At 69.6% G+C, this 22,891-nt stretch carries 20 protein-coding genes; 11 read left to right on the forward strand and 9 right to left on the reverse strand.

The features are described 5' to 3' along the window. The first annotated feature begins 1 nt into the window (after position 1). Positions 2-811: a rhamnogalacturonan acetylesterase gene (locus ACT3UF_RS04695; protein WP_444599478.1), complete on the forward strand. Its 810-nt coding sequence runs from the start codon at positions 2-4 to the stop codon at positions 809-811. A 196-nt stretch (positions 812-1,007) separates the two neighbouring features. On the opposite strand, the gene ACT3UF_RS04700 is transcribed toward ACT3UF_RS04695, so the two are convergent. The 5 genes from ACT3UF_RS04700 to arfA all read right to left on the reverse strand — a co-directional run bounded on the left by ACT3UF_RS04700 (position 1,008) and on the right by arfA (position 5,913). Further along, positions 1,008-1,628, reverse strand: a complete 621-nt coding sequence (locus tag ACT3UF_RS04700) for a TIGR03086 family protein (RefSeq protein ID WP_444599477.1) — start codon at positions 1,626-1,628, stop codon at positions 1,008-1,010. Then, a complete protein-coding gene (locus ACT3UF_RS04705; protein WP_444599476.1) occupies positions 1,625-2,122 on the reverse strand; it encodes an SRPBCC family protein in 498 nt (165 codons plus the stop codon). The genes ACT3UF_RS04700 and ACT3UF_RS04705 overlap by 4 nt, the downstream gene beginning before the upstream one ends. Positions 2,123-2,153: 31 nt before the next feature. Further along, positions 2,154-2,495, reverse strand: coding sequence for an ArsR/SmtB family transcription factor (locus ACT3UF_RS04710; protein WP_444599475.1), 342 nt, complete (start codon positions 2,493-2,495; stop codon positions 2,154-2,156). Positions 2,496-2,713: 218 nt separating this feature from the next. Continuing rightward, positions 2,714-4,348, reverse strand: a complete 1,635-nt coding sequence (locus ACT3UF_RS04715) for an alpha-N-arabinofuranosidase (protein ID WP_444601212.1) — start codon at positions 4,346-4,348, stop codon at positions 2,714-2,716. A gap of 44 nt (positions 4,349-4,392) precedes the next feature. After that, entirely contained in the window at positions 4,393-5,913 is a 1,521-nt protein-coding gene (arfA, locus tag ACT3UF_RS04720; RefSeq protein ID WP_444608112.1) for an arabinosylfuranosidase ArfA, read from the reverse strand. Between the two features lie 720 nt (positions 5,914-6,633). Here arfA and ACT3UF_RS04725 point away from each other — a divergent pair. From ACT3UF_RS04725 to ACT3UF_RS04735, 3 genes are read left to right on the forward strand one after another with little or no spacing between them, the layout of a single operon-like run. Next, the gene (locus ACT3UF_RS04725) at positions 6,634-7,776 is read left to right on the forward strand and encodes a LacI family DNA-binding transcriptional regulator (protein ID WP_444601214.1); all 1,143 of its coding nucleotides are present in this window, start codon (positions 6,634-6,636) and stop codon (positions 7,774-7,776) included. A gap of 4 nt (positions 7,777-7,780) precedes the next feature. Continuing rightward, on the forward strand, positions 7,781-8,584 hold the full coding sequence (locus tag ACT3UF_RS04730; RefSeq protein WP_444601215.1) for a thymidylate synthase: 804 nt from the start codon (positions 7,781-7,783) through the stop codon (positions 8,582-8,584). Continuing rightward, positions 8,581-9,210, forward strand: a complete 630-nt coding sequence (locus tag ACT3UF_RS04735; RefSeq protein ID WP_345075578.1) for a dihydrofolate reductase — start codon at positions 8,581-8,583, stop codon at positions 9,208-9,210. The genes ACT3UF_RS04730 and ACT3UF_RS04735 overlap by 4 nt, the downstream gene beginning before the upstream one ends. Positions 9,211-9,244: 34 nt before the next feature. On the opposite strand, the gene ACT3UF_RS04740 is transcribed toward ACT3UF_RS04735, so the two are convergent. Continuing rightward, the gene (locus ACT3UF_RS04740) at positions 9,245-9,904 is read right to left on the reverse strand and encodes a hypothetical protein (protein WP_444601216.1); all 660 of its coding nucleotides are present in this window, start codon (positions 9,902-9,904) and stop codon (positions 9,245-9,247) included. A 163-nt stretch (positions 9,905-10,067) separates the two neighbouring features. Here ACT3UF_RS04740 and ACT3UF_RS04745 point away from each other — a divergent pair, with 163 nt between their 5' ends. The 6 genes from ACT3UF_RS04745 to ACT3UF_RS04770 all read left to right on the forward strand — a co-directional run bounded on the left by ACT3UF_RS04745 (position 10,068) and on the right by ACT3UF_RS04770 (position 18,013). Continuing rightward, positions 10,068-11,090, forward strand: a complete 1,023-nt coding sequence (locus ACT3UF_RS04745; protein ID WP_444601217.1) for a LacI family DNA-binding transcriptional regulator — start codon at positions 10,068-10,070, stop codon at positions 11,088-11,090. Between the two features lie 72 nt (positions 11,091-11,162). After that, complete coding sequence (locus ACT3UF_RS04750) at positions 11,163-12,806, forward strand: xylulokinase (RefSeq protein WP_444601218.1); 1,644 nt, start codon at positions 11,163-11,165, stop codon at positions 12,804-12,806. A 132-nt stretch (positions 12,807-12,938) separates the two neighbouring features. Continuing rightward, positions 12,939-13,658 (forward strand): L-ribulose-5-phosphate 4-epimerase, encoded by a 720-nt coding sequence (locus tag ACT3UF_RS04755; protein ID WP_441445167.1) that lies wholly within the window; start codon positions 12,939-12,941, stop codon positions 13,656-13,658. A 45-nt stretch (positions 13,659-13,703) separates the two neighbouring features. Then, positions 13,704-15,212, forward strand: a complete 1,509-nt coding sequence (gene araA / locus ACT3UF_RS04760) for an L-arabinose isomerase (RefSeq protein ID WP_441445166.1) — start codon at positions 13,704-13,706, stop codon at positions 15,210-15,212. Between the two features lie 142 nt (positions 15,213-15,354). Further along, on the forward strand, positions 15,355-16,656 hold the full coding sequence (locus ACT3UF_RS04765) for a D-arabinono-1,4-lactone oxidase (protein WP_444502332.1): 1,302 nt from the start codon (positions 15,355-15,357) through the stop codon (positions 16,654-16,656). Positions 16,657-16,660: 4 nt separating this feature from the next. Then, the gene (locus ACT3UF_RS04770) at positions 16,661-18,013 is read left to right on the forward strand and encodes a glycoside hydrolase family 27 protein (protein ID WP_441445164.1); all 1,353 of its coding nucleotides are present in this window, start codon (positions 16,661-16,663) and stop codon (positions 18,011-18,013) included. Positions 18,014-18,061: 48 nt separating this feature from the next. Here the strand turns inward: ACT3UF_RS04770 and ACT3UF_RS04775 are convergent, their stop codons facing one another. Both ACT3UF_RS04775 and ACT3UF_RS04780 read right to left on the reverse strand, forming a co-directional pair. Next, positions 18,062-18,742, reverse strand: a complete 681-nt coding sequence (locus ACT3UF_RS04775; protein ID WP_441445163.1) for a response regulator — start codon at positions 18,740-18,742, stop codon at positions 18,062-18,064. A gap of 433 nt (positions 18,743-19,175) precedes the next feature. Further along, positions 19,176-19,409: a hypothetical protein gene (locus ACT3UF_RS04780; protein ID WP_441445849.1), complete on the reverse strand. Its 234-nt coding sequence runs from the start codon at positions 19,407-19,409 to the stop codon at positions 19,176-19,178. 383 nt (positions 19,410-19,792) lie between these two features. Between ACT3UF_RS04780 and ACT3UF_RS04785 the strand changes: the two genes are divergently transcribed. Next, on the forward strand, positions 19,793-21,079 hold the full coding sequence (locus tag ACT3UF_RS04785; RefSeq protein ID WP_444608113.1) for an ISL3 family transposase: 1,287 nt from the start codon (positions 19,793-19,795) through the stop codon (positions 21,077-21,079). Positions 21,080-21,462: 383 nt separating this feature from the next. Here the strand turns inward: ACT3UF_RS04785 and ACT3UF_RS04790 are convergent, their stop codons facing one another. Further along, on the reverse strand, positions 21,463-22,749 hold the full coding sequence (locus ACT3UF_RS04790; protein ID WP_444608114.1) for an ISL3 family transposase: 1,287 nt from the start codon (positions 22,747-22,749) through the stop codon (positions 21,463-21,465). Positions 22,750-22,891: the final 142 nt, after the last annotated feature.

Raw genomic sequence — 22,891 nt, forward strand, 5'->3', positions numbered from 1 at the left:
CATGAGACAGGTCCTTCCCGCGGCCCGTCGGCGCCGGATCGTGCTCGCCGGCGACTCCACCGTCGCGCCCTATGTCGCCACGGCCTATCCGATGTCCGGTTGGGGCGCGCATCTGGGTGCCGCGCTGACGGCGCGCTGCGCGCTGCTGCACGGGGGCGCAGCGGCCGACGGGGCGGTAGCGACTGCGCTGCACGTCATCGACCTGGCCAAGAACGGCGCGACCACCGAATCCCATCGCGCCGAGGGGCTGTGGTCGGCGGTGCTCGATGCGACGGCGACCGGCGACCTGGTGCTCCTCCAGTTCGGGCACAACGACCAGAAGCATGAGCACCTCGCCGCCTGGGAGGGGTACACCGAGAACCTCGCCCGGATGATCGCGGAGGTGCGGGCTCTCGGAGCGCACCCGGTGCTGTGCACCCCGGTGGCCAGGCGCCATTACGAGGGCGGGAAGCTGCTGCGCACCCACGGCGAGCACCCCACCGCGGTGCTGGCCCTGTCCGAGACCTTCGACGTGCCGCTGCTGGACCTCCAGTCGCGCACCCGCGCGCTGATCACGACGCTCGGGGAGGAGCCCTCACGGCAGCTGTTCACCCAGCTCCCGGGGGGAGTGAGCGACCTCTATCCCGAGGGCATCGAGGACAACACCCACTTCTCGATCGACGGCGCGATCGCTGTCGCAGAGATCGTGGCCGAGCTGCTCGCGCCGCTCCTGCAGCGGCTGAGCGCTGCTGGGGCGGGCGGGGCTGTTGGGGCTGCCGGGGTGGCGGGGGGTGGCGGGGGCTGCCGGGGCGGGCGGGGCTCCTGGGGCTGAGCGCTCCATGGCTGGCAGGAGATAGCGGCAGGCGAACGCCGCCGGTGCCTTGCACGCTGTCAGGAGCTGGCGCCCGCATGAGCATCCCCTCTGAGCTGTCGCTGCGCGATGCGCTGAGCGACAGCTCAGAGGGGATACCGGTCAGTCACCTCTGCCCCACAGGCTCACGGGCTCACGGGCTCACGGGCCCGCGACGTCACCCCCCCAGCTGGAGCTCTACGGTGGCGAAGGAGCGCGGCGGCGACCACCGCGGATCACGGCCCAGGAAAGCGAACAGCCTCTCCTGCTCGGTGGCGTCGGCCGGGACGCTCTGCTGCTGTCCGAACTGGCCGGTGGGGCGCAGGAAGTCCTCGGCAGCGCTCATCCCGGTGAAGGCGTCGTGAACCATGCCGGGGTCGAGGCGATCATCCTGCCCCGAGGAGCGGGCGAGATCCCAGGTGTGGAAGAAGACATCCCCGGTGAAGAATTCGTCAATCACCCCGGGCAGGGGCCGGTCCGTTCCCGTATGGGGGTTCGAGTGGAGGTGCCGGCCCGCGGAGGGATCCGCGAAGAGCGTCCGGAGCTGCGCGTCGAGCGATGTCCAGGCGCCGACGGGATCCGTCTCGGCGGGCGGCAGCTGGTCGAAGCGGAACGCCGAGCCGCCGTGGATCATCGCGGGCAGCCAGGTGGTCAGATGGCCGACGACGTCGCGGGCCCGCCACTCCACCACCGGGGTGGGAGCGTCCCAATCCCTCACCCCATGGACGACCCTGGTGAACATCTCGGCGATCACTCCGTACTTCTCCGCCGGCAGAAACTGGGCCAGGGGCGTGCTCATCTGCGGTCCGCTCCCTCGAGCAGGGCGTCCAGCGCCGTGTAGCCCTCGTGGATGCCGACGTCCATGCCGCTTTCGAGCATCCCGTTGCGACCTTCGAAGGAGTCGAAGAGGGACTGGCTGCGCATGCGGGTCCAGCCGTCTCCGAGGTCCTCGACGCGCATCGTCTCCAGGGAGACTCCCTCGGGCCAGCCGTCGTAGGTGAAGGTCTGGACGATGCGGTCCTCGGTGACCTCATGGAAGCTGCCGTGGAAGGAGTACTCCTCGCCGTCCGGCCCGATATTGGTGAAGGCGTACGCGCCGCCGGTGCGCGCATCCCAGTGGTCGATCCGGGTGGAGAGGTTCTCGGGCCCCACCCAGCGGGCGTAGAGCTCGGGGTCGGTGTGGGCACGCAGGACCTGCGCGGGCAAGGCGTGGAAGTCCCGGACGATGCGGATCAGGGGGACCTCGACATCGGCCTCGATGGTGGCAGTGGTGAGACGGTCGGAGGTGGTCATGGCTGGTGCTCCTGGTTCTCTGTACTGGCGGTCAGGTGGTGGCGGAGCTCGCCGGGTCGGTGGCGTGCAGGACGGCATCGAGGCGGGACAGCCGGGCCTCAGCGGCGCGGCGATGGCGATCGATCCAGTGGGTCAGCTCCCCCAGCACCTCGGCGTCGAGGTGCACGGGGCGCCGCTGTGCGTCGCGTCGACGGGTGACGAGCCCGGCCGATTCGAGGACCGCGATGTGCTTGCTCACGGCCTGCAGGGACATGTCGTACGGAGCGGCCAGCTCACCGACGGAGGCGTCGCCGAGGGTGAGGCGGGAGACGAGGTCTCTCCGGGTGGGATCTGCGAGAGCGGCGAAGGCTCTCGACAGGGTGGTGTCGTCCATCCCTCCCTTTCTCCGACCTGTGATCAACCGGATGGTTGATAACCGGACTCTACGCCTCAGATACCCCTTATTCAACCCTTTGGTTGATCGCAGGATGCTGGTGGCCGGCGCCTGCATGCAGCATCCCCTCTGAACTGTCGCTGCGCGATGCGCTGAGCGACAGCTCAGAGGGGATGCTGATCGGTCTCCTCTATCCCACGAGCTCAGGGCCCGCGGCATCACTCCCCCAGCTGGAGCTCCACCGTGGCGAAGGAGTGCGGGGGCAGGGTGATCTCAAGGCCGCGCTCGTGCTCGCGCACGTCGGTGAGCGGCGCCGGGGCGACCGCGTCGGGCTGCTCGGGGGTGTTGTGCGCGGCAGAGCTCGCGCCGGTGAGGACGCGGGCGGTGTGCCCGGTGACGCTGCGTCCGCGCAGGTCCAGCACCAGGGTGCGCGGCTCCGCGTGATCCAGGTTCGACAGCGAGACCAGCGCCGTCTCCCCCGTGGTCGAGGCGGAGGCGGAGATCATCGGCAGCTTGCGGCCGTCGACCTCGGTAGTCTCCTCGGGCAGCAGCACGTGGGCGGCGAGCGCCTTGGCGTCGTGGTGCCCGGAGTTCATCTCGAACACGTGATAGGTCGGGGTGAGCACGAGCGCGCCGGTGTCGGGATCGGTGAGGATCATCGCCTGCAGCACGTTCACGGTCTGCGCGATGTTGGCCATGATCAGGCGATCCGCGTGGCGGTGGAAGCCATCGAAGTGGATGCTCGCCACGAGCGCATCGCGCACCGTGTTCTGCTGGTACAGGAAGCCTGGGTTGGTACCGGGCTCCACGTTCCACCAGGTGCCCCACTCGTCGAAGACCAGGCCCACCTTCTTGTGCGGGTCGTAGTGATCCATGACGGTCGCGTGGCGGGCCACGAGCTCCTCGGCGTGCGCGGCGCGCGAGAGGGTGCGGTACCACTCCTCTTCGGTGAATTCGGTGGCGGCGCCCTTGTCGGACCAGGGCCCGGACATCGTGTAGTAGTGCATCGAGATCGCCTGGTAGGGGCCTGCCTTGCCCTCGCGCTTGTCGAGGTTGGTCGCGGCGCGCATGAGCGCCTCGGTCCAGGCGTAGTCGTGGTCGCTAGCGCCGGCGGCGATGCGGGTGACCTCGTTGCCGGCGTGGTCGCGCACGTAGGTGGAGTACTGGCGGGCGAGCGCGGCGTAGTCCTCGGCGCGCATGTTTCCGCCGCAGCCCCAGGCCTCGTTGCCGATGCCGAAGTAGGGCACCTTCCACGGCTCGTCGCGGCCGTTCTCGCGGCGCAGGGCCGCCATCGGGGAGTCGTCCGCGCGGGTGAGGTACTCGATCCACTCGCTCATCTCGCGCACGGTGCCGGAGCCGACGTTGCCGTTGACGTACGCCTCGGTGCCCAGCAGCTCGACGAGGTCCATGAACTCGTGGGTGCCGAAGGAGTTGTCCTCGACGATGTCGCCCCAGTGGGAGTTGACCATCTGGGGGCGCTGCTCGCGCGGGCCGATGCCGTCCTTCCAGTGGTAGTCGTCGGCGAAGCAGCCGCCGGGCCAGCGCAGGTTCGGGATCTGCAGGGCGCGCAGCGCCGCGACCACGTCATCGCGGATGCCGCGGGTGTTGGGGATCTCGGAGTCCTCGCCCACGTAGAAGCCCTCGTAGATGCAGCGGCCGAGGTGCTCGGCGAAGTGGCCGTAGAGGTGGCGGCTGATGGTCGCGCCGGGCAGGTCGAGGTCCACGACCACGCGGGCGGGGCCGTCGGTGCGGGCGGCCGACGGGCCGGTCGAGCCGCTCGCGCGGGAGCCGGGGGTGGTCGCGGTGAGCGCGGAGGTGAGGTCGGAGGCGAGAGTGGGGACGGAGTCGGTCATGGGTGCTCCTGAGGCAGAAATGTGGAAGCGGGGGCGGGGTCAGATCAGGCCGAGCGGCGGGCGAGACGCACGAGCGACCAGGAGATCGCGGGCAGCGCTCCGACCAGGCGGCCATCCTCGAGGCGCACGGAGTCGTTGGCCTGCGGGGCCACGGTCTCCGGGGCGTCCTTGGTGTTGGCCGCGTAGGGGTCCTCGTGGTGCAGGGTCACGGCCTCGACGACCTCGAGGTCGCCGAAGGACGAGAGATCCGCATCCAGCGAGAGCTCCTCGGTGGTGCCGCGGTTGACGACGAACACGGAGAGCGCGCCGTCCTCCTCGTCCCAGGTCGCGACGGCGTCGGCCGCGGAGCTGGTGCCGAAGCGGGCGTTCTCGAAGGTCGGCGCCGCGAGGCGCACGTCGAGAACCTCGCCGCGGGCGTGCCGGGAGGTGAGCGCGAAGGGGTGGAAGGTGGTCTGCTTCCAGGCCGCACCGCCGGGCTCGGTCATGATCGGGGCGATCACATTGACCAGCTGGGCGAGGGAGGCCGAGGCGACGCGGTCGCTGTGGCGCAGCAGCGAGATCAGCAGGTTGCCGAAGACCACCGCGTCCATCGCGTTGTAGGTGTCCTCGAGCAGCACCGGCGCGACCGGCCAGTCATCCCCGCTCGGGGGACGGGACTCGGCGCGGTGCTGGTACCAGACGTTCCACTCGTCGAAGCTGACCATGATGTGCTTCTCGCGCTTGAGCTTCGCACGCACGTGATCAGCGGTCGCGACGACCGCGTCGATGAAGTGGTCCATGTCGTCCGCCGAGGCGAGGAAGGAGGCCTGGTCGCCGTCCTTCTCCGCGTAGTAGGCGTGCGCGGAGATCATGTCGACGTGGTCGTAGGCCTCGGTGAGGACCGTGCTCTCCCAGGCCGCGAAGGTCTCCATCGAGGAGCTCGAGGAGCCGCAGGCGATGAGCTCGAGATCCGGGTCCTCCTGGCGCATGGCGCGGGCGGCCTCGGTGGCGATGCGCGCGTACTCCTCAGCGGTCTTGTGGCCGGTCTGCCAGGGGCCGTCCATCTCGTTGCCCAGGCACCACATGCGGATGCCGTGAGACTCGGGGTGACCGTTGGCGGCGCGCTGATCCGAGAGCGCGATGCCCTCAGGCGCATTCGCGTACTGGAGCACGTCGAGCGCCTCCTCGACGCCGCGGGTGCCGAGGTTGATCGCGTACATCGGCTCAACATCCGCCTTCTTCGCCCAGGCCATGAACTCATCCAGACCCACCGTGTTGGGATCGGTCGAGTGCCAGGCGAGGTCATGACGGGCAGGACGGTCCTCGACCGGGCCCACGCCGTCCTCCCACTTGTAGCCGGAGACGAAGTTGCCGCCCGGGTAGCGCACGGAGCTCACGCCGAGCTCGCGGGTGAGCGCGAGGACGTCGGTACGGAACCCGTCCTCGTCAGCCTCGGGGTGGTCCGGCTCGAAGATGCCGGTGTAGACGCAGCGGCCGAGATGCTCGACGAAGGCGCCGAAGGTGCGGCGGCGCACGGGAGCGACCCGGAAGGCGGGGTTCAGAGTGAGGGTGACCTGCGATGACATCGGTGTCTGCGTCCTTCATGAGGGAGGGGAAGCGGTACTCGCAACAATGCGACGGCTACTTCTACAACGTTGGAAGAAGCTTTCCACAGCGGCGTCACGGCGTCAACGCGTATCCGGTGGCCAACGCGTATCCGGTCATCGACGCGTATCCGGCCAGGGCGAGGCCGGGTCTCGCCCAGGCCGGCCCCTCCCCCGCCCCGCGCGCCTTCCCGCCCCTCCCTGTCTCCCCGCACGCGTCCCAACCTTCCCGCACGCGTCCCCGCCTCCCCGCACGTCTCCCCACCTCCTCGCACACCTCCCCACCTCGCCGACACGCGCGCCGAGAACACCGATCCCTCGCAGAATCGGCAGGGATCCGTGTTCTGCGCGGGTGGTGCCGGGCGTGCCGACCGGATAACCCGCGCCCGCCCCGCAGCCGAGCAGGTCGGACGCTCCAGCACGTACTCGGCACGCACCCCCGGCAGCCGCGCTCACTCCAGGCCCGCCTCTCCCCCGACACGCGCTCCGAGAACACCGATCCCTTGCAGAATCGGCAGGAGTCGGTGTTCTGGGCGGGTGGGCCGTGCGTGTCGAGGTCGCGGGCCGCGCCGGGCCCGGGTCGCGCCGGTCTGGACGGGCCAGGCCGCGCCGGGCCGGGGCGGGGCGGCGCGGCGCGGCGCGATGATGTGACCTGTGAGTGGCGAGAGCCGCGGCCGACCCGTCAATGCGAGAATCGACCCCATGTCCCCGCGCTCCACCTCCGGCCAGCGTCGCCCTCCTGCGCTGCGCGATGTCGCCGAGCTCGCGGGCGTCTCCATCAAGACAGTTTCCAACGTGGTCAACGACTATCCCCACGTGCGCGACTCCACCCGCGAGAAGGTGCGCGAGGCGATCCTGCAGGTCGGCTACCGGCCCCAGGTGGCCGCCCGCCAGCTGCGCACCGGCGCCTCCAAGATGATCACCCTCGCGGTGCCCTCCCTGGCCTTCTCGTACTTCTCCGATCTGGCGCAGCACTTCATCGACGAGGCGCAGGACCGCGGGCAGACCGTCGTCCTGCACTCGACCTCTGCGGGGCGTGAGGCGGAGCGCACCGTGCTCGAGGGGTTCAAGCAGGTGTTCGGCGACGGCGTGATCTTCAATCCGCTGCTCCTGGAGGAGGAGCACTTCGCGCGGATGGAGCGCACCACCCAGCCCACGGTGTTCATCGGGGAGCACCTGCCCGAGAAGCTCCCCGAGGGCTGCGACTATGTGCGCATCGACAATGCGAGTGCTTCCTCCGAGGCGACCTCGCACCTGATCGAGACGGGGCGCCGGCACCTCGCGTTCATCGGCAAGATCGACACCGCCCAGGGCCTGCAGCCGCACAGCTCGGGCTCCCTGCGCCGCGACGGCTTCCTCGCCGCCCTGCGCGAGCACGGCCTGCGCGCCGACGACGCCGTGGTGCAGGCGGTGGATGCCTGGCACCGGCCCGACGGCTTCGCTGCCGCGAACGCGCTGCTGGAGCGGATGCCGGAGGTGGACGGACTCGTCTGCGGCAACGACGAGCTGGCGATCGGCGCGCTCGCCGCCCTGCGCCGCCAGGGGCGCCGCGTCCCGGAGGACGTCGCTGTCACCGGTTACGACGACACCCCCGATGCCCCGTACGCGTCGCCGCCGCTGACCACGATCTCGCCGGACAAAGCCGCCCTCGTCCGCACCACCTTGGACCTGCTCGGAGAGCGGATTCTGGGCTATGACGGCCCGCCGCGCGTGGTCGACACCCCGTACTCGCTCGTGGTGCGCGGCTCGACGCTCGCCGCCGCCGAAACTCCCGCCGCTGAGGCTCCCGCAGCCGGAGTTCCAGTAACTGCAGCCATGACCACTGACCGCCCCGAGAAGGAGTGACGCGATGACCGTCCCCACCCCCTACGAGGACCTGCTGCGCGAGGTCATGGAGACCGGCAACGCCAAGAGCGACCGCACCGGCACCGGCACCCGCAGCCTGTTCGGCAAGCAGATCCGCTTCGACCTCTCCGAGGGCTTCCCGCTGATCACCACCAAACGGGTGCACACCCGCTCGATCATCCTCGAGCTGCTGTGGTTCCTGCGCGGCGACACCAATGTGCGCTGGCTGCAGGAGCGCGGGGTGACCATCTGGGATGAATGGGCCGACGAGAACGGCGACCTCGGCCCGGTCTACGGCGCGCAGTGGCGCTCCTGGCCCAGCCCGGACGGCGGGGTGATCGACCAGATCAGCGACGTCATCGAGCAGATCCGCACCAATCCCGACTCGCGGCGACTCATCGTCTCGGCCTGGAACCCGGCGGAGATCCCGAAGATGGCGCTCGCCCCCTGCCACGCGCTCTTCCAGTTCGAGGTGCACGACGGGAAGCTCTCCTGCCAGCTGTACCAGCGCAGCGCCGACCTGTTCCTCGGGGTGCCCTTCAACATCGCGAGCTATGCGCTGCTGACGCACATGATCGCCCAGCAGACCGACCTCGAGGTCGGGGACTTCATCTGGACCGGCGGGGACTGCCACATCTACGACAACCACCACGAGCAGGTCACCCGGCAGCTCGGGCGCGATGCGTTCCCGTCCCCGACGCTGCGGATCGCGCGCCGGCCGGAGTCGATCTTCGACTACGAGCTCGAGGACTTCGAGATCCTCGACTACCAGCACCACAAGGGCATCAAGGCCCCGGTGGCGGTGTGAGCACAGCGGGCGAGAGCACGAAGGCCGACGGTGCGGCGCCGCCGCGAGTCGTCGCTCCGCAGATCGGTCTGATCTGGGCGCAGGCTCGGGACGGCGTGATCGGCGCCGGCGGCACCATGCCCTGGCACCTGCCGGAAGACCTGAAGCACTTCTCCCGCACCACGAAGGGCTCCCCGGTGGTGATGGGCCGGCGCACCTGGCAGTCGTTCCCTGAGAAGTTCCGGCCGCTGCCGGGCCGCACCAATGTCGTCATCACCCGTGATGATGCCTTCGCGGAGGCCGGTGCGGTGCGGGCACGGAGCCTGCCCGATGCCCTCCGGATCGCGCGCGAGGTGCTCGCCGACGAGGCGGGCACGCCTCCCGCCCCGCACGCTGCCCGCCCGGACGCCGCCAGCCCGATGATCTGGGTGATCGGCGGCGGCGCGGTCTACCGCGAGGCGATCGCGGAGGCCGACCTGCTGGTGGTCACCGAGATCGACCTCGAGGTCGACGGGGACACCACTGCCCCGGAGATCCCGTCGGCCTTCCACCTTGCCGCCACCGATGCTGCAGTGTCCGATCCCGCCGGCGGCTGGCACGAGGCGGCCAGCGGCACCCGCTACCGGGTCCTCAGCTACCGGCGCTGAGCTGCGCTTCCCTCACCCCGCCGCACGGTGGTCCTCACCCGTCGACCCGTTGGGGCACTCCCAGCGGGTTCGCATCCCTCAGGGGCTCGGGGAGCAGCACCTCGGGGAAGTTCTGATAGGCCACCGGCCGCTGGAACCGCGAGATCGCCGCGGTGCCGACCGATGTCGTGGTCGGTGCGGTGGTCGCGGGATAGGGGCCGCCATGCTGCTGGGCGTGGGTGACGGAGACGCCCGTCGGCCATTCGTTCCACAGCAGGCGCCCGGCCCTCTCGCGCAAGAGGGGAAGGAGCTCTCGCGAGAGCTCCAGGTCTTCCTCGTCCTCGTCTCCGATGAGGGTCGCCGTGAGCTGGCCCGGAAGTCTCGCCGCCAGGTCGAGGACGTCGGACGGGTCGTCGTACTCCACCACCAGCCCCGCCGGGCCGAACATCTCTGTCACCAGGCCCTCGACGTCAGAGAGGACTTCCTCGATCCGCGCCACCAGCAGGGTGACGCCGACGGAACCTGCACTTCGCTCGGTCCTGGCCGTGAGCTCGTAGACCCCGGAGTGAGCGGAGACCCTCTCGAGTTCCGTGAGGTAGGCATCGTGCGTCCGGGTGTTCAGCAGGGGCGCCTCCCCCGTGGTCTCGAGCTTTCCGAGCTCCTGGAGGACAGCGGTGCCGGCCGGGACCAGAACGCCTCGAATGCTAACGTTCACATGCCCGTGTGTCACCCCTCCGAGGCCGTTGCGGGTCACGAATCAGCAACGGACATATCGCCGGACCGGGGCGCGACGGCACGTTGCTCTGATGTGAATCGATCTTGCAGGCCACCGCCTCACCTGCAGCCCATATACCCCGTCCTGGAAAGGAGATATCCCCGTGGCTCCCACCCTGCGCCGCCCCTCCATGGCGGATGTCGCCGGCCGCGCCGGGGTCTCCTACCAGACCGTCTCGCGAGTGCTCAACGAACCGCAGATCGTGCGCCCGGACACCCGTGCCCGCGTGCTCGCAGCGATCTCCGAGCTGGGCTACACCCGCAACCGCGCGGCCAGAGCGCTGAAAACCACGCGCTCCTCCCTGATCGGGCTGCTCAACGACGGCTCCTCCCTGTTCGGGCCGACGGAGACGACCACCGCCATCGAGGCCGCTGCACGTCGAGCCGGCTACTCGATGCTGCTGACCACCGTCGGTCCCGACGCAGACAGCAGCCCCCAGATCGGAGCCGAGCTGCTGGGCACCGGTGTGGACGGCATCCTGGTGGTCGCCGCCCATGAAGGCATGGTCCCGGCGGTCGCCTCGCTGTCACGCTCGACCCCCGTCGTCGCCGTCACCGCGGTGCCGGCCCGGAACCCGGAGGTCCAGGTCGTGGGGGTGGACCAGCACCTCGGAGCACACCAGGTCATCGAGCACCTGGCTCGCACCGGAGTGCGCTCAGTGGCGCATATCGCGGGCCCCCAGGACTGGTGCGACGCCTGCGCCCGGCGCGAGGGGTTCGAGCAGGCCCTCGCCCTGCATGGCCTGGACGGAACGGTCGTGGGCCCCGGGGACTGGACCCCGCGCTCCGGCTACGAGCTCGCCAGCGAGCTGGTGCGCAGCGGACTGCCGGACGCGATCTTCGCGGCGAACGACATGATGGCGATCGGCGTGCTCCACGCCCTGCACGAGCACGGCCTGCGAGTGCCGGAGGAGGTCGCGGTGGTGGGCTTCGACAACACGATGGGAGCGGAGTTCCAGATCCCCTCGCTGACCACTGTCGCCCAACCCTTCGCCGAGCTGGGACGCCTCGCCCTCGAGCGCCTGCTGTGCATGCTCGAGGACCGAGAGCCGCCGCCAGGGACGCCCAGCACGCTGCCGCCGCGCCTGGTGGTGCGCCGCTCGACCCTCCCTGAACGCACCCACTGACCTGGTCGGGAGCCGTCGTCTGGTGCCAATGTGAACGTTGACATCGCGTGATTTCCCTGGTGGGATAGGCGTATGACGCACGCCGCCGTGACCCCCTCAGAGCATTCCGACCCCGCCTCCCTGATCGGGGCCGGCCGCGCCCACCTGGGCCTCGAGCTGGGCTCGACCCGCATCAAAGCCGCTCTGATCGACGATGCCGGCACGGTGCTCGCCACCGGTTCCCACGCCTGGGAGAACCAGCTCGTGGACGAGAGCTGGACCTACTCCCTGGACAGCGTCTGGGCCGGTATCCAGGACTGCTACGCGGATCTGGTGCGCGAGGTGCGTGAGCAGCACGGGGTGGAGCTCACGCAGCTGGCGAGCTTCGGCATCTCCGCGATGATGCACGGCTATCTCCCCCTCGACGCCGACGGCGAACTGCTCACCCCCTTCCGCACCTGGCGCAACACCTTCACCACCGAGGCCGCCGGCGAGCTCAGCGAGGCCCTCGGTGTGAACATCCCGCTGCGCTGGAGCGTCGCGCATCTGCTGCATGCGATCCGCGGCGGCGAGGAGCACGTGCAGCAGCTGGCGCAGCTCACCACGCTGGCCGGATACGTGCACCGCGAGCTCACGGGGCGGTCCGTGCTCGGCGTCGGCGATGCCAGCGGCATGTTCCCGATCTCCGCCGCCGGCGACGCCTTCGACCCCGCACTCCTGGAGCGGTTCTCCGCCCTGGACGGAGTCGCGGAGCTGCCCTGGGCCCTGCCCGAGGTGCTCCCCGAGGTGCTGACCGCCGGGCAGGATGCCGGCTCCCTGACCACCGAGGGGGCGGCGCTGCTGGATCCCACCGGCGCGCTGCAGTCCGGCGCGGTCGCCGCGCCTCCCGAGGGGGACGCCGGCACCGGCATGGTCGCCACCCACGCCATCGCCCCGCGCACCGGCAACGTCTCCGCCGGCACCAGCGCCTTCGCCATGGTGGTCCTCGAGGGGCAGCTCTCCGGCCCGCGCGAGGAGATCGACATGGTCACCACCCCGGCCGGGGATCCGGTCGCGATGATCCACACCAACAACTGCACCACCGACCTCGACGCCTGGCTGGGCCTGTTCAGCCGTTTCGCCGAGCTGCTGGGCCACCCCGTCGGCCCCGAGGAGCTGTACGGCGCACTGTTCGGCGCGGGAGCCCAGGGCGACGCCGACGCCGGCGGAGTGCTGAGCTACAACTACGTCTCCGGCGAGCACCAGACCGGCGTCCCCTCCGGCCGCCCCCTGCTGGTGCGCGAGCAGGAAGCCCGCTTCACCCTCGAGAACTTCATGCGCTCCCAGCTCTACGGCGCCTTCGGGGCGCTCGCCGTGGGCATGGAGGCCCTGCTGAAGGACGAAGGCGTGCAGCTGGACGTGATGTACGCCCACGGTGGCATCTTCGCCACCGCAGGCGTCGCCCAGCAGGTGCTGGCCGACGCGCTCGCCACCCCGGTCGCCGTCGGCGACTCCGCGGCCGAGGGCGGCGCCTGGGGCATGGCCCTGCTCGCCGCCTTCACCGCTCGCGCCCGCGACCAGGGGCAGGAGCAGGGGCAGGCCTCCCTCGGCGACTTCCTGGGCACCGAGATCTTCGCCTCCCAGCAGCTCAGCACCCTCGAGCCCGACGAGGCCGGGATGGCCGGGCACGCCCAGTGGCTGGCCAGCTATCGCACCGGGCTCCCGGTCGAACGGCTCGCCGGCGACCTGCTCAGCTGACCCGGCTGACCCAGCTGACCCAGCTGACCCGGCTGGCCTCGCTGACCCGGCTGACCCAGCTGACCCGGCTGGCCTCGCTGACCCGGCTGGGCTCGCCTCTTCACTCTTCCCCACGACCTCCCAGGAGCCCTGATGACTCTCGCCCTCGCCACCCTCCCCGTCGATACCCAGGAGGCGGTGGCCGCCACCCGCGAGCGGGTCGCCGCCCTCCACGCCGAGCTGCCCCGCAACGGGCTGGTGGTGTGGACGGCCGGGAACGTCTCCGAACGGGTCCCCGCCACCGCGCCCGAGGTCCCGGGGCTGATGGTCATCAAGCCCTCCGGCGTCTCCTATGACGAGCTCACCGCGGAGACGATGGTGGTGTGCACCCTGGACGGCGTGAAGATCGACGACGGCACACCGGACACGCTGACCCCTTCCTCGGACACCGCCGCCCACGCCTACGTGTACTCGCATATGCCCGAGGTGGGCGGGGTGGTGCACACCCATTCGACCTACGCCACCGCCTGGGCCGCCCGCGGCGAGGAGATCCCCTGCGTTCTGACGATGATGGGCGACGAGTTCGGCGGCCCGGTGCCCGTCGGCCCCTTCGCCGTGATCGGCGACGACTCGATCGGCCGCGGCATCGTCGAGACGCTCTCCGGCCACCGCAGCCCCGCCGTGCTGATGCAGAACCACGGCCCGTTCACGATCGGCAAGGACGCCCGCGCCGCGGTGAAGGCCGCCGTGATGGTCGAGGAGGTCGCCCGCACGGTGCACATCTCGCGCCAGCTCGGCGAGCCGCTGCCCATCGAGCCGCGCCTGATCGACTCGCTCTACGACCGCTACCAGAACGTCTACGGCCAGCGCTGACGCCGGCTCCGCCCCCCTATTCCCCTGAACGACGAGGACACCACCATGCAGAACCCCTTTGAAGCCCGCGAGATCTGGTTCCTGACCGGCAGCCAGGGCCTGTACGGCCCCGAGACCCTCGACCAGGTCGCCGAGCAGTCCCGCGTGATCGCCGAGACCCTCGACGCCGGCTCCTCGATCCCGGTGAAGATCGTCTGGAAGCCGGTGCTCACCGATCGTGACGCGATCCGCGAGATGGCCCTGGCCGCGAACGCCGATCCGGCCTGCGTGGGCGTGATCGCGTGGATGCACACCTTCTCCCCGGCGAAGATGTGGATCCAGGGCCTCGACGCCCTGCGCACCCCGCTGCTGCACCTGCACACGCAGGCGAACGTCGAGCTGCCGTGGGCGAGCATCGATATGGACTTCATGAACCTGAACCAGGCCGCCCACGGCGACCGCGAGTTCGGATACATCGCCACCCGACTCGGCGTGAACCGCAAGACCGTCGTGGGCCATGCGAGCGACGAGGGCGTGCAGGAGAAGGTGGGCCGCTGGGCCCGCGCCGCGACCGGCTGGGCCGAGATGCATTCGCTGAAGCTCGCCCGCTTCGGCGACAACATGCGCAACGTCGCCGTCACCGAGGGCGACAAGACCGAGGCCGAGCTGCGGCTCGGCGTCTCCGTGAACACCTGGGGCGTGAACGACCTGGTCGCCGTGGTCGATGCGGTCGAGGACAGCGCGATCGACGCCCTGGTCGCCGAGTACGAGGAGCTGTACGAGGTCGTCCCCGAGCTGAAGCAGGGCGGGGAGCGCCACGAGTCGCTGCGCTACGGCGCCCGCCAGGAGATCGGCCTGCGCACCTTCCTCGACGAGGGCGGCTTCGGCGCTTTCACCACGAACTTCGAGGACCTCGGCGGGTTGCGCCAGCTGCCGGGCCTCGCGGTGCAGCGCCTGATGGCCGACGGCTACGGCTTCGGCGCCGAGGGCGACTGGAAGACCGCGATCCTGGTGCGGGTCGCCGCGGTGATGGGCCACGGCCTGCCCGGCGGCGCTTCCCTGATGGAGGACTACACCTACGAGCTCACCCCCGGCCGCGAGCAGATCCTCGGCGCCCACATGCTCGAGGTCTCCCCCTCGCTGACCACCGCGAAGCCGTCGCTCGAGATCCACCCGCTGGGCATCGGCAACCGCGAGGACCCGGTGCGCCTGAAGTTCACGGCCGACGCCGGCCCCGCCGTGGTGGTGGCGCTGAGCGACATGCGCGAGCGGTTCCGCCTGGTCGCCAACGTGGTGAAGGTGGTCGAGCCCGCGCAGGAGCTGCCGAAGCTGCCCGTGGCCTGCGCCGTCTGGGAGCCCGCCCCCGACTTCGCGACGTCTGCCGAGTGCTGGCTGACCGCCGGCGCCGCCCACCACACGGTGATGACCACCGCCGTGGGCCTCGAGGTCTGGGAGGACCTCGCGACCATCGGCGATCTCGAGCTCGCGGTCATCGACGAGAACACCACGGTGCGCTCCTTCGCCCAGGAGCTGCGCACCAACCAGGTGTTCTACCGCCTCGGCCAGGGCTTCTGAGCCCCACCTCGTCCCGCCCGCGGGAGAAGCCCGGCCAGCGGGACAAAGTGGGGCGATAGCGCGATCTATCGCCCTACTTTGCCCCGCTGGCCGGCACATTTCGGCAGGATGACGTGACCACCCTCGAAGAGCTGGAGCAATGATGCCCGCTGGGACCCCTTCCGCGCACGCCCCCGATTCCGCGCACACCCGCCCCGGTCGCAGCTGGTCCGGGACCGTGGACTACGGGCCCGGGCCGCTGCACGCCCCGGCCTCCGTCGCGGAGCTGCGCACCCTGGTGGGCCGCAGCCGGCGGATCCGGGCGCTCGGCACCCGGCACTCGTTCTCCGAGATCGCCGCAAGCGACGCGGACCTCGTCACCCTCGCGCACCTGCCCGCCGACCTCGAGGTCGACCGCGCAGCGCGCACCGTGCGGGTCGCCGCCGGGGTGCGCTACGGGGAGCTGGCCGTGGCGGCGGCCGAGCACGGCCTGGCGCTCGCGAACATGGGCTCCCTCCCCCACATCTCGGTGGGCGGGGCGAGTGCGACGGGCACCCACGGCTCGGGGGACGCCAGCCGTTCGCTGGCCTCCTCGGTGCGGGCGATCGAGCTGGTCACGGACGGTGGAGACCTGCTCGCCCTGTCCCGCGCCGAGGATCCCGAGCTCTTCGACGGGGCGGTGCTGGCACTCGGCGCGCTCGGCATCGTCACCCACCTGACCCTGGACCTGGTACCCGCCGCCTCGATGCGGCAGACCGTCCATCTGGACTTCCCTGCAGGCCGCGTGACCGGCGAGGACCTGCTGACGATGCTCGCGGCCGGGACCAGCGTGAGCCTCTTCCACCACTGGGACCGGCGGATCGACCAGGCCTGGGTGAAGCAGGTGGTGGGGGTGGACGAGGAGCTGCCGGAGCAGTGGCTGGGCGGTCGGCGGGCTCGTCGGCCGGTGCATCCGCTGGCGGGGATGCCCGCTGATTTCTGCACCGACCAGAGCGGGGAGCCCGGCCCCTCCCATGAGCGGCTGCCGCATTTCCGGCTCGAGTTCACCCCGAGCAGCGGTGAGGAGATCCAGTCGGAGTACTTCGTGGCCCGCGAGGACCTGGCCGCAGCGGTCGCGGCGGTGAGCGAGCTCGGCGAGCGGATCCGGCCGCTGCTGCACGCCTCCGAGATCCGCACCGTCGCCGCGGAGGAGCTGTGGCTCTCCCCCGCGTACCGGCGCGACAGCGCCTGCGTGCACTTCACCTGGAAGCAGCTGCCCGAGCAGGTCGCGTCGCTGCTGCCGGAGATCGAGGAGCGCCTGGCCCCGTTCGCGCCGCGCCCTCACTGGGGGAAGGTCTTCACCACCGCCCCGGAGCAGGTGCGCGCGCAGTACCCGCGGCTGGAGGACTTCCTCGCCCTGCGCGAGCGCCTGGATCCTGATCGCGTCTTCACCAATGCCTACGTCGACCGCCTGCTCGGAGAGTGACCAGATGACCCCCGCCCCCTCCCCTGCCATCGCCACTGCCCCTGGCCCCCGGCAGAGCCGCCCACCGATGGGCTGGAACTCCTGGGACAGCTACGGCACCACCGTCACCGAAGCAGAAGTGCTGGCCAATGCCCGCTTCCTCGCCGAGCATCTGGCTCCGCTGGGCTGGGACACCGTGGTGATCGACATCGACTGGTCCGACCCGTCGGCCCGCTCCCACGGCTACAACCAGGGCGCACCGCTCACGATGGACGAGCACGGCCGGCTGCTGCCGGACCCGGTGCGCTTCCCGAGCGCTGCGGGCGACACGGGCTTCGGACCGCTCGCCGAGGAGATCCACGCCCTCGGGCTGAAGCTCGGGATCCACGTGATGCGGGGGATCCCGCGGCGCGCGGTCGCGGCGAACAGCCCCGTGCTCGGCTCCGAGCTGCGCGCAGGGGACATCGCTGATCCCACGAATTCCTGCGAGTGGAACCCGCACATGGTGGGCATCGACCACTCCGTGCCCGGAGCGAGAGCGTATTACGACTCGGTGCTCGCGCTGTACGCGGGCTGGGGCGTGGACTTCCTCAAGGTCGACGACATGCTCTGGCCCTACCAGGCGGCGGAGATCGAGGCGTTCGCGGGTGCGATCGAGTGCTGCGGAAGGCCGATGCAGCTGAGCCTCTCCCCTGGCCGGGATCTGTCCCTGACCCGCCTGCCGCACCTGCGCGAGCACGCCACCATGTGGCGGATCTGCGATGACCTGTGGGATCGGTGGGAGGACGTCGAGGCGAACTTCGCCCGCTTCGCGCGCTGGGCCCCGCACTCGGGCCCAGACGGCTGGGCCGACGGGGACATGCTGCCGCTGGGCCGCATCGGGATCCGCGCTGAGCGCGGCGAGCCCCGCGACGACCAGCTCACCCCCGACGAGCGCCGCACTCTGATGACGCTGTGGGTGATCGCCCGCTCCCCGCTCATGGTGGGAGGAGACCTGCCCAGCTCCGACCCTGCGACGATCGCACTGCTGCAGAACCCCGACGTGCTCGCCGTGCACGCCGGCTCCACCGGCAATCGCGAGGTGTTCCGCGAGGGCGCGCTGATCCTGTGGACGGCCGACGGGCTGGAGGGCGAGCAGTACGTCGGCGCGTTCAATGTGGGTGAGGAGGAGCTCGCGGTGTCGCTGGACAGCCAGGACGTGGGCCTGCCCGCTGCGCTCGTCGGCGAGGTCACCGAGCTGTGGAGCGGGGAGCTCGTGCCGGTGCGTGCGGTCTCCGTGCAGTCCGACGCGGCGCGCGGCGTCGCCCCGGGGTCCAGCGCGATCGACGTGGTGATCCCGCGTCATGGAGCGGTGCTGCTCCGTGGTGACAGGCAGTAGACAGAGCTTTCAGCCCATTCCCCACGTTCTCTCGCACCCGCACGACACCTATTCGCCGTCTCCGACCTCGAGCATATCGACATCGATGACATCATGCGTGATCGCATAAATAAGAACTTGGACGCGATCCCGAACCCGCCACTTCCTCATCAATCGCGTGAGATTCGATTTGATCGTCGGCTCCGACAGATGCAGGGTCTCCGATATCTCCGCATTCGACATCCCGCGCGCGATGAGCCGTACGATAGAGATTTCGCGCGCTGTCAGTTGTTCCGCCATCCTGCGGCCATCATTGCGCAGGGCATCACCACGGATCGTGCTGATCAGTTCGAACGTGATCTCCGGGGAGATCATCGAGCGCCCAGAATGCACCTCTCGGATGGCGGCTACGAGTTCATCCGGCTCCGTGTCCTTCACGAGGTACCCCGACGCCCCGGCACGCAGCGCGGGGACGACGTGCCTCTCGGTGCTCAGCGTGGTCACCGCAAGAACATGCATCTCAGGAAACAGCTCGACAACCTGTCGAGTCGCCTCGACGCCCCCCATCCTCGGCATATGCAGGTCCATCAATATGACATCCGGCCCCAGCTCCCGCGCCAGCGACACCGCCGCCTCCCCGTCGCCGGCCTCGCCGACGACACAGAGATCCACGGCCCCATCGACGAAGAACCTCAAGGCGTGACGGACGAGGGGATCATCGTCGACAAGCAGCACCTGAATTCGCTCCATCCCATCGAGCTTAGCCTCGATCTTTCGTGGGGTCTGCAGGTCAGCCCGGTCGGCGTGGTGACCGATGGTTGCGAGCTGATTCCGACATTGGGGTGTGACGGTCCGCCGCGTGTCGGTCGCGGTGGTCGGGCGTCCAGTGCCAGTGATCCTTGGAGAGGCGGTCAGCGAGGAGTCTGAACCGGCTGTCAGTGTTGGTGGTGGCCGGCCCGGGGCTACCGCAACCACGACCACTATTAGACCTGTATCCCGCTACGCAGCCACCGACGAACACGCCGGCGACGCACCTTGACTCAGCAGGGCACCACACTCAAATGCGAATATCCCCGGAAGTATGGCAGCACCGTGGCCCTCTGGGGGCCGCTGACTTTGTCAGCTTTTCGCCCCTCAGAGGGCCACGTTCTTGCGTAGACAGCGCTGGCGTGACCGCCAGGTCTCACCGGCCCCGATTTCGCCGTTCCTTGACCTGCTCCCATACGAATCCGATAGCGAGCAGAACCGCAATGAAGCCGAGCGTACCGAAGAAAGAGATCACGCCTTCTTTGGGGCCGTCGAAGATCAGGTCGCCGAGGCCGAAGAGCAGCGCAGTCGGAAGACCGACAAGCGCCACGATGCCAATCGCCACCAACCAGGCGAACACCTTGCCGTGTTTGCGTTTCGAATCTGCCATACTTCCGCCTCCTCGACGTCACAGTTCCCCAATAGTACATTGCCGGCTCATCGCATTTGAGGGTGCAGCAGGGGTCTGAAGCCTCCTGATCAGAGGAGGCTGCGGGCGATGTAGTTGGTGAGGTTGCGGAGGCCGCGGGCGGAGCCGCGGAGCGCCTTCACTCATGACGACCCACCCCTCGGACACCTCAACGAGGAAAGCCCGCGGGTAGATCCTCCCGCGGCTGATCACCGGAACTGCATCACCGACACGCGAGGCCATACATAAGTGGCTCTTCCCGGTTCGTGGTGATGGGGAGCGTCGCGTCGTTGACGTAGAACGGCTCGTGGTCCTGCTGTGATGGGTGTTGTCAAGACATCCGAATCTCAGAGGACCACGAGCCTGTGCACGAGAGTACTGGTTCGCAGCGGGATGCTGCGAGCACGATCTTCAACTTGCCCAATTACCGCGTCATCGATGCCGTCGACCTGCCCGATGGTGGCCGGCGGGTGGTGATCGCCTCGACCGTCCCGCCGGGCTGTCCGTCCTGCGGCGTGCTGGCGACGAAGGTCCATTCCCGCCGGTCACAGCAGGTCCGGGACGTTCCCGTCGCTGGCGCGGCGGTGGTGGTGTGGGCCAAGCGGCGCTGGTTCTGTCTGGAGCCGGCCTGTGCCCGGGGCACGTTCGCTGAGGCCACCGAGCAGATCCCGCGATACGCCCGCTCGACGACCCGACTGCGGGACCAGGTCGTCTCGGCCGTGATCCGTTCCGGCCGTGCAGCCTCCGAGGTGGCCCGGGCCCACGGCGTCTCGTGGTGGCTGGTCCAGTCCGCCCTCAGCGCCGCCGCTGTGGTCCTGCCTGACGTCGACGACGTGCGGGTAAGGCGTCTGGGGGTCGATGAGCACCGCTACCGGTCAGTGCGCTGGTTCCGCACCGACGAGGGCGCTTGGAGACGGTTCGAGCCGTGGATGACGACGCTGGTCGACCTGGCCACCGGGCAGGTCCTCGGCATCGTCGACGGCAGGGACTCCAGGGCCGTCGGGGATTGGCTCGCGCAGCGCTCTGAGCAGTGGCGGGAGCGGATCGAGATCGTCGCGATCGATCCGTCGGCCGCGTTCCGCAAGGCGCTGCGGACCTGGCTGCCTCGGGCCGCGGTCTCGGTCGACAAGTTCCACCTGGTCAAGCTCGGGAACGACATGGTCACCACCGTCCGGCAGCGCCTGGCCCGCACCCATCGCGGGCGGCGGGGTCGCAAGGACGACCCGGCCTGGGCCCACCGGATGCTGCTGCTGCGCGGCGGCGACACCCTGACCCCGAGGGCGTGGGAGCGGTTGGAGAGGGTGTTCCGCACCGACGACCCCACTGACGAGCTCTCGGCCTCCTGGGGCATCAAGGAGCAGCTCCGACGCCTGCTGGCCACCGACACTCTCGCCCAGGCCTGGCAGGAGCGGATGCGGATGGGCTACTTCGTCCAGATCGCGAACATGCCCGAGGCCACGAAGCTCTACGACACCGTCGTGACCTGGTGGGACGCCATCGAGGTCCTCATCGTCACCGGCGCAACCACCGCGAAGGTCGAAGCGGGCAACACCGGCATCAAGAACATCAAACGCACCGGCCGCGGATTCCGCAACGCGGAGAACTACCGGACGCGTATCCTGCTCACCAGCGCCGCGAGAACCGTAGCGTGAATACCCGCCACAGCAGGGTCATTCACCACGAACCGCGAAGAGCCACATAAGTCGCAAGGGTTGATCCAAAAGTGCCCGTCCGACCACACCGATCAGCTGGGACGATCAGGGATCACCGCGCCACCACGAGAGGCTTCAATGAACAACATCCTGTTCCACCTCGCACAAGCATCGCCGGCCGGACAAGTGATGAAATCACTGTGCCGCCTGCTCGGCATCTGCAAGTAGTGACAGACTCCCGCAACTCGCGCATCCTGAGCACATGACGACGGACCGAGCCCGCGGCAGCACGCATCCCCACGGGCCCACATCCGCCGCCATCGAGCAACCGGTCTTCACGGCTCTTCGCGGTTCGTGGTGAATGACCCTGCTGTGGCGGGTATTCACGCTACGGTTCTCGCGGCGCTGGTGAGCAGGATACGCGTCCGGTAGTTCTCCGCGTTGCGGAATCCGCGGCCGGTGCGTTTGATGTTCTTGATGCCGGTGTTGCCCGCTTCGACCTTCGCGGTGGTTGCGCCGGTGACGATGAGGACCTCGATGGCGTCCCACCAGGTCACGACGGTGTCGTAGAGCTTCGTGGCCTCGGGCATGTTCGCGATCTGGACGAAGTAGCCCATCCGCATCCGCTCCTGCCAGGCCTGGGCGAGAGTGTCGGTGGCCAGCAGGCGTCGGAGCTGCTCCTTGATGCCCCAGGAGGCCGAGAGCTCGTCGGTGGGGTCGTCGGTGCGGAACACCCTCTCCAACCGCTCCCACGCCCTCGGGGTCAGGGTGTCGCCGCCGCGCAGCAGCAGCATCCGGTGGGCCCAGGCCGGGTCGTCCTTGCGGCCCCGACGACCGCGATGGGTGCGGGCCAGGCGCTGCCTGACGGTGGTGACCATGTCGTTCCCGAGCTTGACCAGGTGGAACTTGTCGACCGAGACCGCGGCGCGAGGCAGCCAGGTCCGCAGCGCCTTGCGGAACGCGGCCGAGGGATCGATCGCGACGATCTCGATCCGCTCCCGCCACTGCTCAGAGCGCTGCGCGAGCCAGTCCCCGACGGCCCTGGAGTCCCTGCCGTCGACGATGCCGAGGACCTGCCCGGTGGCCAGGTCGACCAGTGTCGTCATCCACGGCTCGAACCGTCTCCAAGCGCCCTCGTCGGTGCGGAACCAGCGCACTGACCGGTAGCGGTGCTCATCGACCCCCAGACGCCTTACCCGCACGTCGTCGACGTCAGGCAGGACCACTGCGGCGGCGCTGAGGGCGGACTGGACCAGCCACCACGAGACGCCGTGGGCCCGGGCCACCTCGGAGGCTGCTCGGCCCGAGGTGATCACGGCCGAGACGACCTCTTCCCGCAGTCGGGTCGTCGAGCGTGCGTAACGAGGGATCTGCTCGGTGGCCTCGGCGAACGTGCCCCGGGCACAGGCCGGCTCCAGACAGAACCAGCGCCGCTTGGCCCACACCACCACCGCTGCGCCAGCGACGGGAACGTCCCGGACCTGCTGTGACCGGCGGGAATGGACCTTCGTCGCCAGCACGCCGCAGGACGGACAGCCCGGCGGGACGGTCGAGGCGATCACCACCCGCCGGCCCCCGTCGGGCAGGTCGACGGCATCGATGACGCGGTAATTGGGCAAGTTGAAGATCGTGCTCGCAGCATCACGCTGCGAACCAGTACTCTCGTGCACAGGCTCGTGGTCCTCTGAGATTCGGATGTCTTGACAACACCCATCACAGCAGGACCACGAGCCGTTCTACGTCAACGACGCGACGCTCCCCATCACCACGAACCGGGAAGAGCCGTCTTCACGGATCTTTCGCGTCGCGGAA

It is taken from the genome of Brachybacterium sp. AOP24-D1-21 (assembly GCF_052378665.1).
Taxonomy (GTDB): Bacteria; Actinomycetota; Actinomycetes; order Actinomycetales; family Dermabacteraceae; genus Brachybacterium.